The following is a 12,798-nucleotide window of genomic DNA, read 5'->3' as shown; positions in this document are numbered from 1 at the left end:
TACTCTCGGAAAACGTGTCCAGCGCAGACCGGACATCGGAGTGGTCATCGACCCAGCGGCCTTGACCGCACGTGAACGTGACATCGCCGACCGAGTCGTGCAGGGTTACACCAACCGCGAAATCGCGGCCGAACTCTACATCAGCCCCAAAACCGTCGAGAAACACCTCGCACGAGTCTTCACCAAACTCGGCACATCCTCCCGCTCCGGCGTCGCCGCAGCAATGAACCGCGACCGCGCCACCTCGGAATGAAACGACAAACCGTCCACGTCGATCTCGTATCGCGCATGAGGCGCAGCCCGCCACCGCCAGCTGTTCGGCGCGGAATTCTTTCCTCGTCTCGCCGTGTTGTCCAGTACCGCGTGATCCCGCGGGTCTCTCGTGATAAACCGTCCCCGGGTCGCCACCGCCACGGTGCGCCGGGGGCGGGCCCGTCACAGTTGGCCACGTGCACTCGGCAGAGGCCCGTTGCTCCACAACGTACAAACAACAATCCCCCGCTCGACCAACCGGCCCTCACCCGGCAAACTACCCGGCTGTAGAGGACATGTCCGCGCTGCGGCACCGAGCCCGGTCTATCGAACCCACTGTCGGCTCGCACGAATTCGCGACACACGCGTCAGCCGATGCCGCAGAGTTCGTGGGCGATCGTCGCGAGTCGGGTCTGGACGACACCGCGGCGGTCCTTGTGGCTTCCTCGTAGGAGAGGACCGGTCGGGTGTCGGCGGGTTCGGTCAATTCCTGACCGCGTTGACGGCTGGGTGATGTTCGGATCGGCGTAGTCGCCGGCAGGCGACTGCTCGGATTCGCCAACACCGATAGCGATGCGCATCGCCTGCAAGGCATCGGCGCCCTGACGACGGGCAACCTTCTCGGCAGTGGGCCAGGCCGGAGTCGCGGAAGGCGGTGAGGTTTGACCGCGACATCCCCAGCAACGCCCCAGCGCGAGCAACCCGATGGGCGCGAGCGGATAGCGCGGACGGTGTTCAACACCCCGTCCAGACCCCGAGCCGACCGAGCGAGGGCACGGTCGAGGACTGGTCTACTACACCACCGACACAGAGATAACGATCGTGCGCGGCGGGCACTACGACGACTGACCGCGCGCGGCTGCTCGATCTAGGACCTGGACGCATCTAGCGCACTCGCTGGCACGATGTGATCGGAAGCCGATGCGGCGTTGAGGGCTCGCTCGACGGCGCCTTGGTCCCGAAGCCGCACTGTTCAGGACGGACAGATGCCCCGGATCCGCACAGTCATCGGCCGGTCCACCGCTGTCGCTCGAGGCTCTCGTGAAGTAGTACAGCCTCACGAGCCTTGCCGGGCTGCGGAACCTCGGTCGCGTAGGTCCGCTTCGCCCATTCATATGCGTAGAGTGCGCGACGTAGCCAGTGCGACGGGGAATCCTGATAGTCATGTCCCGGATGAGGGTCGTCCATTATCAACGCTTCCATGGCTGCATCGAATCCCGCATTACTGACCTCAATGCGCAGAAGATCCATAATCATTCCTTATCGGTTAGGGCTATGTGATCCCTCCGGCGACAGAACACAGAAATGCCCAGTAACATTCCGGCCGCCAGCAATCGTGAATCAGGGAGCGCCTGATCCGAGACGAGAGGATACTTATTCAAACGAGAAGACGATTGCTCGTCTCAGTTCTTCTCGAGGTAATCATCGATCGGAGTGCCACCTGCTCTCGAGCAAGGATTCCCACCTCGACGTCGGTGCACTGCCGAGCGCAGCGTTGGCCACCGGGGGGTTGAAGATGTCAGGCTTGCCATGATGCATAGCACATCTCGTCTCGAGAAGAACGGTATCGGCGTCCATTCGATCCTCGTGGACCAGCGGTTCCGGTGTTATGGGGGAAATGCCTACGATCCGCCCCGCTGCGGGGCAGGAGGGCCCCTTTACGATGCCGAATCTGTCCACTCACACATTCACATTGATCAACGGGGGTATCGGCATTGTGACATATCGATGCGGAGAAGCCCTGTCGCCGACCGTCATTCCAAAGAGGCGCCCCAGTCTCGACAAAGCCGTTGTCGAACTGGCGTCACCGGCTGACACGCGAACAGGCTTCGTCACGAGCCGTGGAGACCCTCTCTCGCACGAGGAAACAATCAGTTCGGCACCAGACCCGAGGCGTCACTCTGTCACCTCCGCGTTGCACTCTATATCCGCCGACCCGAAAAACCGACGCCGACAAGAGCATTCATTTGTCGATAGCTCGCGAATCGAATAAGGCCGACCGGATCGGCGGCCAGGTGTCGCAGGTAGGCTGAGGATGGCCTCGATGCCGGCATTGTCAGTGGGGGTGGGTGTTGGATTCATCGTAGGCATTTCCCCCATGTCTTGGTCGTCGGGGACGTGGGAGAGTCTTTGTTGGTAACGCCATGGCGCGATCGGGATGTCGGTGCGCGTACCGCATGGAATTCTCCGACATCATCGAATGGACATGATCTGCATGGGTGACACACCGGCGCGCAACGCGATCTCAGGTATTGTGGCGCAGCTGGTGACCCCGTTCGCAGAAGACGGTGTCGATACCGGAACGCTGCGCAAGATTGTGAACCGGATGATCGACGCCGGTGTCGATGCGATCATGCCACTCGGCGACAGCGGCGAAACCGCTTATCTCGGCCGGACCGAGTGGCGGAGGGCCACAGCGACCTGCCTCGAACAAATCGGTGGGCGGGTATCGTCCATCGTCGACATCTCCGATGTCACCACGCCAGGCGCCATCGAACGGGCCCGTTTCGCCGAGCGGCTCAACGCGACCGCCATCATGGTGAAGCCCGTTTCCTGCTGGCGACTGACCGAGAACGAACTGAGATTGCACGTCGCGACGATCGCGGATTTTGTGGGCTTACCGATGATGATCGGCAATGATCCCGCGGCGACAGGCGCCGACATGCGCCCCGAATTCCTCACCGATCTCGCCGCGGATGTCGAGGCCATCACGATGGTCGAAGAATCCAGCGGTCTCATCCAACGAATGAGCCGAATCACCGATCTCAGTGGCGGCGCAATCTCCGTGTTCAACGGCAGCGACTCGCATGCACTGCACGCCGCCGCCGCCGGTGCTGCTGGATGGTCCACAGCCGCAGCATGTCTGGTGCCCGAGCAGATCGTGCGGGTATGGCGGCTGCTGAGCGCAGGACACGTCCTGGCCGCCGCGCAGCTGTTCGACCGACTCGGACCGCTGCTGGGCACGATCAACGATCACGGAGCACCGGCCACCATCAAAGCGGGCCTGCGCAACTTCGGCCTCGACGCTGGAGATCCCCGGCTGCCGCAGCTACCACTGGACCCAAACACCAGCATCGAACTGGCCGAATTCATCTGCGTTGCCGAAACAGCGATCCGAACCGTTGTCGCCGGAAACCGACTGCACAACCCCGACACCCGCACCCCTGACATCAACGCGCGTGACGGCCTCACCGGCGGACACTGAAACGAGGTGTTGGTGGCTCGACGCCCATGAGAAGCGGAGCACATCCACTGCCGGCTTGCCCTGGCCCGGCGGTGAGAACGTAGGCACTTCCCCCATGTCGTCCGCGTTGCGGGCATGACAGTGTCCCCTCGTAGTGAATACCCCCGCTCTACGTATAGATAAGAGTTATGCAATGAGTAGTATCTACGACAAGATCGGCGGAGCAGAGGCCATCGAGGCCGTCGTTGCCGACTTCTATGTACGCGTCCTCGCAGACGACGAGTTATCCGGATTCTTCACGGGCACCAATATGTCACGACTCCGGGGGCGTCAAGCGGAGTTCTTCGCTGCAGCACTGGGCGGCCCTGATCGCTACACAGGTGTTCCGATGCGTCGCATTCATCAGGGCAGGGGAATTACGATGCATCACTTCAACCTCGTGGCCGCGCATCTGTCCGATTCGCTGAGGGCAGCGGGTGTGCCCGGAGACGTCGAGGAAGAGGTCATCGGCATAGTCTCGAATCTGGCAACAGATATCGTCGGTGGTCCATCAGCATAGTTCGCTGACATCGTTTCGGCGTTGTCCGTCGTTGCTGAAATATACAGGCGGACAACTCCTTCGGTTCTGAAAGTACTCCGGACATAGGCGAAGCGAACCCGCGCGAGGTCTGTGCCGATGTCGCCGAATCCAGCGGATTGCTTCGAGATAGCTATGGGCGTGCATGTGTGTGCCGCGCCTTCCACCAATCTTTCCGGTTTCGCGGACCCACAATCGCGAAATCTATATGCAGGCCGGTTACTTCGCCGAGGGCGCTTCGCGTCGCCACGACGGGATACGTCCCTGCCATGGCTCGACAGACCACGACGCTGTCGCAGCTCTCCGGAGAGCCGATCTCCGGGGATGAGAGCGGGGCGATGCAAGCCGAGACCTGAGTGCGGGAAAGGCTTTCACCCGCCGCCGCGACGACTTCATCGGCATCATCGGCCACAGCCGCATCCATCACTCCGATGAGAGAGTTGTCGACGTGCACGAAACTGTCCGTTGGCTGTCCGTGTGGCTGCGGTGCTCCTTCTGCGATCCAGGGCTCGATCGTTGCTATCGGCGAATCATCGAAAACGAGGCTTAGATAAGCGAGAAAACCGATCGGGTCATCGAGCGGCACGGCAAACGTCAGCCATACTTCGTGTAAGCCGGCCGGCACCGGGCCGAACACTGCGATCGAATCGTGCTGCTGTTCGCCCCACGTCCGGTCATCAGCCCTCCCGCCGAATACACGAGGACCGCCTGCTGCGACCCGACCCGTCGCCACTCGAAGCCTCCCGAGGCAGCAAGGTCTCAACCTGTTGTAGGTAGCGGAACCATTCGGCTCCGTACCAATACGCGGTGCAAGTCCGGTACGGAGCGCGTAAAATTCTTCCGCCTTGAACATGGGGAAACATTATTCTGGCTGGAGGCCTCCGGGTTCCCATCACTGGCGTGGTTATGCGCGCAGCGGTCGCAATCTTGGTCGGCGAATGGGCAATGCGGAGGTAACGCAGCCCTCGGCAGGGGCGGTGCGATCGACAACAGCAGCACGCTCGGTGCACATCCGCTTCGGCTTTACTACTCGCCACCGGGAAGAATTCTGACTAACTTTACTCCGAATCGGCCGGATGACCGTTCATTGCTGCGGCTACGCCGGAGCGCGAGGATGTGCCAAGCTTCGCGAAGACCCGAGCGAGGTGTTTCTCGACGGTCTTGGGACTGATGAAGAGTTGAGCCGCGATTTCACGGTTGGTGTAGCCCTGTACGACTCGGTCGGCGATGTCACGTTCGCGTCCGGTCAAAGTCGACGGGCTGACCGGTTCGTTCGCCTCTGGTCTGCGTCGTACATGCTTTCCGAGAGTCCGCAGCTCATGTGCCGCCTCGTCGGCAAGCCGCGCGGCGCCAGCGTCTCGTAGTATGCCGAAGGCCACTTCGAGTTCGTGGATCGCTGCTGTGTTCTGGTCTGTTCGGGCCAACGCACGGCCTGTCATGAGCTGGGCCCGGGCGGCGAGTACGGCCATTTCCGCTGCGTGGAAGCCTTCCTGTGCCTGTCGGGCAGCCGCGACCGCAGCCGGAAAGTCGCCTCGCGCGAGGTAGATCTGCGCGTCCGCGTAATGGACCTGACCCTCCCGCGATCGCAACCCGAATGTGAAGTCCTTCATGCGACGGGCGATTGCCTCGGCCGCGTCGATGCGGCCTGCGGCCAATTCCGCCTTGACCAGTGCCGGCTCGAAGAACGAGCGCGCGGTCGGAGGCATCTCGGAAAGATCGGGTCCGCCGATCAGCAGCATTTCGCGGCGACCGCGGTCGAATTCGCCCGCTTCGATCAGTGCCTGGCCGTAAGAACCACGCGCCAACCAGGCGTAGTGCGCGCCGGGTGTGCGGGCCGCCGCATGGACCGCCGCGCGCCCGGCACGTATCGCCGTTGCAAGTTCGCCGGTCCACGTCTCGATATAGCACCGCGTCGCATCCGCGGTGGTACGGAGCTGGTCGTTATCGAGCAGGATCGCCATCTCGACCGCGGACTCCGCTGCGGGCCGGGCTTCGCGGAGGTGGCCGAGGAACATCTTCGCTGCGGCCGCGCTGACCATGAACCGGGCGACGACGTGGCCGTGCCCGGTTGCGCGGCTGATCTTCAGCCCACGTTCGGCATGACGGCTGGCCTCGCGAAGCTGGTCGATACCGACCTCGGCGTCAGCCAGGTTCGCCAGCGGTTCGAGTAACTCCGGCGCCATGACGACGTCACTGGCATCGATATGGTCAGCGACCAGGCCGGCGAAGTACTTCGACCGGGCTTTGTCGCCCTCATGGTTGGTCAACAGGGCAAGCAGGGCATTCACCGCGACCAGCAAGCCGGAATCGCCGAGCGCCTCGGCATGCCCCCGAGCCCGCATCGCCACATCGATGCCTTCGGCCCACTGCCGCCTCATGAGGTAGTTCTCCGCCAGCGCCAGTTCCAGCGGAACCGCATCCGCGCTGCCCTCGGCCGTTTCCCGGAGCGCTGCGACAAGAAGGTGGCGAGCGTCCTCCGCCCGCCCGAGTCCATGGTCGGCGCGCGCGATCATGCCGATGATTCGAGTCCGCTCGCCGAGTGCGTCTGCCGGCAATATTTGCAGCGCCTGCTCCAGCGTGGTGCGACTATCGAGCAGGCGACCGGAATAGGCAAGCGCTCCGGCGAGCGATACGACCAGCATGAACCGCTGCTCGTCAGCGCCGGTCTCGGGTAAAAGACGTAGCGCTGCCTCGAACCAGCCCGCAGCGGCAGCAGGCGCACGCGGTGCTACGGCCCGGCCTGCCTCGGCCAAAGTTGCAGCGGCTTCCGCGTCGCCAGGCGACGCGGAAAGCTCAACATGGTGAGCTCTCGTCCCGATAGGGGCGCCTCGCCGCCCGAGTGCCCTCGCAGCCTGCTTGTGGGCATCGAATCGCCACCCCGGCATCGCCTCGTCATATACCACCCGCCGCACGACCGGATGCCGGAAACGGAACTGACCCGGCGTCGTAGTCGGACGAACCAGATCGACACCCACGAGCTTATCGAGGCATCTCAACACTCGAGCTTGGTCGGACTCGGCGATCTCGGCGACCAGATCCACATCGAACGGATCACCGGCCACCGCTCCTGCACGTAGAACCCCGAGCGCGTCGCCCGCCAACCCCGTCAGTTCCTGGGTAATCGTCATACGCAGCGCGGTGGATATGCCAGTCTTGTGCCGAATTTCCACGCTCTCAGCAGGCATCGGACTCGGCCGGGACTTTTTCGACACCCGCGCCAACTGTTCGAGGTAGAAGGGGTTTCCGCCGCTTTCGGAGTGCAACCCACGGACCAGAGGCGAGTCCGCTGGCTCACCCAGCGCTTCCGCAGCCTCTGCGACTGTCAGCGGCGCCAGGTCGAGTACACGTAACAGGCCTTCGCGCGCGGCCTGCGCACTCGCCTCCCGCAGCAAACGCTCCACTGCCCGCGGGCGATACGCCAGTACCAATACCATGCCCGGTACCGGGCGACGCAGCAGATGACCGATCAGCTCGACCGATGCTGGGTCGGCCCAATGCACGTCATCCAACGCCAACACGATCGGCTTGTACGGAACCAGGCAACTCAAGGTGTCGCGTACCGCGCGATGGAACTGGAAGCGCTCCGTCTCCAATCCGCTCGCCGACTGCCTGTGCTGTCTGGACACCGATGGCAACACCTCGGCCAGCTCGGCCATCTGATCCGGGCCCAGGTCCGCGATGATCTGGGAATCGAGTGCACCGAACTTCTCATTGAGCGCCTCGACGAACAGTCCGAAGGGAATCTCTCGTTCCAGCTCGGTTCCGCGACCAGTCAACACGTTGAAACCCGATACCGTCGCGCGCTCGCACAGTTCCCCCAGCAGACGCGACTTACCGATGCCCAGTTCACCCACTATGACCACTGCACCCGCCGACCCCGACCGAGCAGCGGCCAGCACTTCATCGATATGCCGCAACTCGTCGGTCCTGCCCACCAGAGCTACATATCGGGCGCCACGTGCCCCGATCGCCGCCATCGAGCCTCCAAACGAATCGACATCGACATCAACACCGACATCGACACCGAGCTGACCTCAGCGAATGATCCCAACCAAGGGGATTCTCCAACCGAACATTACCCGTACCAACATAGGGGACGTAACCAGATGATCTTGCATACGTCATCTGATCGTTGTTGCTCTACCTACTCGAGTGCTGATGAGCGAAAATTCCGCCCGTCGCTGGCTTCACCGAACGGCGGCGTGGCAGCGCCGCAACCCCGAGGAGCATCGCCGAACATCGGTCGAACGGAACAGCCGCCGACGACAGCCGGATCCCAATCCATGGGAACTGATCACCGCCGCCCTTGATGTGCGCATGAGATCCTCGACTGAGCCTCACCGGGAGCCTCGCGACACAGGCTCTTGTTGCCGCTCATCATCGTGACCGCACACATGCCGAGCGAAGAATCGACGGCTGTTGGAGCGAAAGTCGGCCCGGTGGCCGGCTACGGAGACCACTTTGCGCCAGCGCGGCTTCGCGGCAGCACCTCGGAGCTCGTCGTTCGCCAACCAGTCCGCGCTCGATCTGGGCGGATCTTGCCGGACTGCCGCCGTAACCGCTGAAGTTCCGTGGCATACCAAGGCCCTTCTCCGCAGGATTTGCCAATTCGCGCTGTATATGCGCAGTTAGATCAAACACCCCTCTCCGACCGCCGACGCACCGCGTCGTACAGCTGATCATCAGCTGTTTGCGGACAACACTTTTCAGCGATCTGAACTTCGAGCACTGCCGCCGAGCGCTGCCCCCGAGGGCGCGCGGCCTCTCACGGAGCGCCAGCGGTCAGCGACCTCGAGTTGTCCTACAGTTCACTTCGATTGCGGATCCGCGCAGCTTGCCGACCAGGCGGTCTGCCAGCTAAGGCCGTTGGAAAGCGAGTAAGACGGCTGTCGCACCACGCCTTCGCGGCAGGTTGTGACCACAACGGCAGTGACGCTCATCGTCACTGGTGATCAGTAGCCACGCCATCGTAGGGGTTTTCCCCATGTCCGTCGGTCTACCGACGTGGGAGATTCGAATTACGTCAGCATCGATCCTCCTGGAGGTTAGAAATGTTGAGCCCTCGATACTTTCCGAGTAAATGTGGACTGAAGATCGTCGGATGCGGCTCCGAGGAAAGACCTCCGCCGGGACACCGTCGAGTTTTCGGTGCCGAGCGATGCGAGGTAGCACTGGCGCCAGTTGACAATGCCGGCATATCCGAGTCCAGTGATGTTCAGCGATTCTCGCCAAGAGTAAGGCGTGCAGGCACACTTCTGTATCCGCCGCGACCTCAGTCAATTCGAAGTATGAAGTCGACCCTTTCTCATTTCGCAACCATCACGACGTACCACGGCCGAGTGTGAGAGATCCTGGGCACCATTTGAAACAGGGTATGCCCAGGTAGATTGGGACGTTGCGGGCCTGTGGCACATAACCCGAATAACGGTTCTGGCCGCGATCACGCGGGCCGGAGTTGCAGGATTAATAACATCAAAGGGGTTGGAGATGCAATCGGAACTTCTGAACGATTTCACGCGCTGGGTCAGACTTGTCGACTGGGCTGCGCATGCTGAAAACGAAGTGGAGCGAGCAGGGCCGGCGGTGCACGCGGCGGAGCTCGCGCAAAAATGGCGATCTATTGCCGCGGAGGACTGGAACGCACTGTACGACCAGCATGAGCAATGGTGCGCACGGATAACCGCGAGGGCCGGCAAAGAATCGTGCAAACCATGCTGCGGTGCGAGTCGGGACAGCAGGAGTCCACTCAGCGCATGACAGGGTTTGGGGGCCGGTTGTCGAGCGATGTCAGGCACTACCGGTTTCGGAACTCGAATCCTCCGGCGCCGCGGGATAACTCCGAAGATCGCCCGCCATGGCGTCCCATCCGGCTCTGGCTTGGGCAAGACCCGGTGGGGCGTTGGGCGCACCTTCGCCTGGCTTCACCAGTTCAAGTGCCTTCGCACTCGCTACGAGATACACGCCGATCTACATCGGATGCTGCTCGAACTCGCTTGCAGCATCATCTGTTTGAGGCGCGCCTCCGAGTCTCATTCTGAAACGATCAGTAAGGGACCGCAGTTCCAATCATCAGGCGCACCGCCCGGCGGTCACGAACACCCGCTCGACCGTTCGGCTGTAATCGACCGTTCGGCCAGGTGCGATAGCGATTCCTGGGTGAGCTCGTCGACCACCGACGAAACTTCAGCGCCCGCCCGTCTACGGCGCAAAAGAACCGAATTCAACGCCCACAACACATTCACCGCATCGATATTGAACTGCGGTCCCGACGGCTTCCCGGCTCGTTTCCGTTTCGAGTACCTTCGAACCTGTCAGCCTTCTTCACGCCAGAGCTGACGCACCCTTGCAATATTCCACGCAAATGTGCTGGCGCAGAAAGTTGTACGAGGTCGCGGACCAACCCTCAGATCACCAGCGAATCCGCTCACTGGTCGCACCGACGCCGAGCGGCCCATTCCGTGGGCCGGGCGGCACCGGCCTGGATGTAGCGACCGATTTCTGTCAGCGTGAACGCAATCCAGCCTGTCTTTGGGGGGACGGCAGGCGTCGCATTCCGGCGGAGAGCACATCAGCCAGTTCTTCGTAGCCAGCGGCATTGGCGTAGAGCTGGGCGTGGACGGCTCGCGCTACGGGACCTGGCTCGTTCGCGAATGCGACATACGATCGAACTGTCAGCAGCGCCAGCCTGTCCACCACCAACCCTACGGTTTCCGCGTGCAGCGGCGCTGTTGGTGAGGCAGCTGGTACAACAAGGTCGACCCACTCATCGATCGACGCAATCAACCCGTCACGACGGTCGCAGACGACTGTGTCGACCAGTTCGGCCCAATCCATGATCCGTCCGAGCTCTTGATACCGATCATTGTTGACAATGTCATCGACGTCGAGGAGAAGATTGTTCTGCGATTCGTAGATAGTGGCCAGTTCGCAGGCTGATTCGAGAACAGGATTGTCCGCCAGCGGCCATCCGCGGCAAGCCGCTAGCACTGCCTCCTTACGTGGCAGATACTTGCCGACCGTCAAGTCACTCACCGCTGGACCACGCCGCCGGAAATGGACAGCCTGCACGATGCGTCGGTTGGCGGCATCGACGCCCGGTGATCGCCTTGATCGACGCCTGGCGGCCGATAAAATGGTGTTGGGTGCTGCGGTGTCCGGAACCGCACAAACCGGAATGCGACAACGAATCAGCATCGAGCGAAGCCCGCACGGAGGCTGCAGAATCGACTCGCGTATCGACGGAATAGAGTTCCAGCACGGTACGACGATCTCACGACCGCACCGCATGAGATATGGGGCAAATGCCTACGGGTCGCAGTTCGGGTATCAGGTCTACTGCAGCTCACCTCGATCGCAGGTAGAGCGAGTGGGTGATGCTCCAGGCACAACATCGAGAGGTAACCTCACTCCCCCGCAGCTCCAGACCTCGATGCGAGCCACCTCACCAGCACCGATCGGGCCGCGGGCCAATCGCTCCTCGCTGCTCTCCCTAGGGCAACTGATGAACAGCTTTGTAGCGGCAGTTACGGCAACGGTCAACTGATGATCTGTTCGTAAAATGACTGTCGTACACTTGCCACGTGCTCCCCGATGTGCCTACAGCCGGAAAGTCAAGGCAGGCCGAACTTACTCCGGTCCGCAAGCGAGGCCTGGTCGACGAGGTAGTCCAGAGGCTCGAGCGTGGCATCCGCAACGGAATCTTCGGAGTGGGGACCAAACTTCCGCCCGAACCCCAGTTGCAGGCCCAACTCGGCGTCGGGCGAACAACCGTGCGCGAGGCGGTCAAGGTTCTCGCTCACGCGGGAATGCTCGAAGTCAAACAGGGTGACGGTACGTACGTCCGAGCGAAAACGTCGACTTCTCGTGAACTCCTCGAGCGGTTGAGCCGAGCGCACCCGCAAGATGTACTCGCTGTGCGCCGGGGACTCGATCTGGAGATGGCTCGCATCTCCACACGTGCACGAACCGACGAGGACATCAACCGAATGAGTGACCTCATCGCACGTATGCGCGAGATACTTGCCGCACCCGATCTCGGTGCGAACGAGTTCGCCCAGGCGGACGCCGAATTTCGATTCGCCATTGCGGCGAGTACGCACAACCCCGTCTTGGTCGACCTCTCTACGTCGTTCTCGATCGCCCTACGACGCCTGAGCGAACAGTTGGCCGCTATGCCCGGAGCCACGGAAATGTGCGCGGCACTTCACGAGCGAACCTTTCATGCGATCAACAATCGCGACACATTGGGTGCTCAGGAAGCAACGACCCAGTATCTGGACTGGATTGCATCGAAACTTTCCGAATTGGAGGGCGACCCAGCGGCAACCTGACCGAAGCGTAGCTCGCGGCTGACCGTCGAACGCGAGCACCTGCTACCTCCGGGCCTCACTACGCCGTCACTATTGAGCAGTCCAAAAACAAATCCCTCTGCGCCCGTGCTTGCGACGACTGTCCGATCAATCGGCGAGTTAAAACGAGTTGACCACACTAAGGCCAGGCGGAGGACCCCACCTAGAATCTCCCTTCCCCGGAACCGCGTCCCCAGCGGCGAGCTCGACCGCTTTGGTCCATCGCTGTGGCTACCTCGGAGCGGGAGGATGTGCCGAGTTTGGTGAAGACTCGTGCGAGGTGTTTCTCGACGGTTTTGCGACTGATGTAGAGTTCGGCCGCGATTTCGCGGTTGGTGTAACCCTGCACGACTCGGTCGGCGATGTCACGTTCGAGTTCGGTCAAAGTCGACGGTTCTTTCGCTTCTGATCCGCGTCGTACGCGTTTTCCGAGGGTG

9 protein-coding genes and 1 pseudogene are annotated in these 12,798 nt (G+C 61.9%); 5 read left to right on the top strand and 5 right to left on the bottom strand.

The window, feature by feature from the left end:
• The coding region (locus tag AB0C34_RS31180; RefSeq protein WP_357080963.1) for a helix-turn-helix transcriptional regulator at positions 1 to 253 on the top strand (253 nt) is incomplete at its 5' end.
• 1,004 nt (positions 254 to 1,257) lie between these two features.
• Here the strand turns inward: AB0C34_RS31180 and AB0C34_RS31175 are convergent.
• Positions 1,258 to 1,503, bottom strand: a complete 246-nt coding sequence (locus AB0C34_RS31175; protein ID WP_357080960.1) for a hypothetical protein — start codon at positions 1,501 to 1,503, stop codon at positions 1,258 to 1,260.
• 964 nt (positions 1,504 to 2,467) lie between these two features.
• Here AB0C34_RS31175 and AB0C34_RS31170 point away from each other — a divergent pair.
• Positions 2,468 to 3,457 (top strand): dihydrodipicolinate synthase family protein, encoded by a 990-nt coding sequence (locus tag AB0C34_RS31170; RefSeq protein WP_357080957.1) that lies wholly within the window; start codon positions 2,468 to 2,470, stop codon positions 3,455 to 3,457.
• 172 nt (positions 3,458 to 3,629) lie between these two features.
• Positions 3,630 to 3,995, top strand: coding sequence for a group 1 truncated hemoglobin (locus tag AB0C34_RS31165; protein ID WP_357080954.1), 366 nt, complete (start codon positions 3,630 to 3,632; stop codon positions 3,993 to 3,995).
• A gap of 151 nt (positions 3,996 to 4,146) precedes the next feature.
• Here AB0C34_RS31165 and AB0C34_RS31160 read toward each other — a convergent pair whose 3' ends face one another.
• Both AB0C34_RS31160 and AB0C34_RS31155 read right to left on the bottom strand, forming a co-directional pair.
• A complete protein-coding gene (locus AB0C34_RS31160) occupies positions 4,147 to 4,866 on the bottom strand; it encodes a hypothetical protein (RefSeq protein ID WP_357080952.1) in 720 nt (239 codons plus the stop codon).
• 205 nt (positions 4,867 to 5,071) lie between these two features.
• On the bottom strand, positions 5,072 to 7,990 hold the full coding sequence (locus AB0C34_RS31155) for an AAA family ATPase (RefSeq protein ID WP_357080949.1): 2,919 nt from the start codon (positions 7,988 to 7,990) through the stop codon (positions 5,072 to 5,074).
• Between the two features lie 1,834 nt (positions 7,991 to 9,824).
• Here AB0C34_RS31155 and AB0C34_RS31150 point away from each other — a divergent pair.
• A pseudogene (locus tag AB0C34_RS31150) lies at positions 9,825 to 10,031 on the top strand (IS5/IS1182 family transposase); the annotation flags it as partial.
• Positions 10,032 to 10,514: 483 nt separating this feature from the next.
• Here the strand turns inward: AB0C34_RS31150 and AB0C34_RS31145 are convergent.
• Positions 10,515 to 11,036: a DUF4254 domain-containing protein gene (locus AB0C34_RS31145; protein WP_357080946.1), complete on the bottom strand. Its 522-nt coding sequence runs from the start codon at positions 11,034 to 11,036 to the stop codon at positions 10,515 to 10,517.
• 557 nt (positions 11,037 to 11,593) lie between these two features.
• On the opposite strand from AB0C34_RS31145, the gene AB0C34_RS31140 reads away from it, so the two are divergent.
• Positions 11,594 to 12,343, top strand: a complete 750-nt coding sequence (locus AB0C34_RS31140) for a FadR/GntR family transcriptional regulator (protein ID WP_357080943.1) — start codon at positions 11,594 to 11,596, stop codon at positions 12,341 to 12,343.
• A 181-nt stretch (positions 12,344 to 12,524) separates the two neighbouring features.
• Here AB0C34_RS31140 and AB0C34_RS31135 read toward each other — a convergent pair.
• Positions 12,525 to 12,798, bottom strand: a 274-nt coding sequence (locus AB0C34_RS31135; RefSeq protein WP_357080940.1) for a LuxR C-terminal-related transcriptional regulator, incomplete at its 5' end; no start/stop codon positions are given.

Source organism: Nocardia sp. NPDC049220 (assembly GCF_040647855.1).
Lineage (GTDB): Bacteria > Actinomycetota > Actinomycetes > Mycobacteriales > Mycobacteriaceae > Nocardia.
The sequence above is the reverse complement of the archived record's forward strand: the minus strand, read 5'-3'. Positions and strand labels throughout refer to the sequence as shown.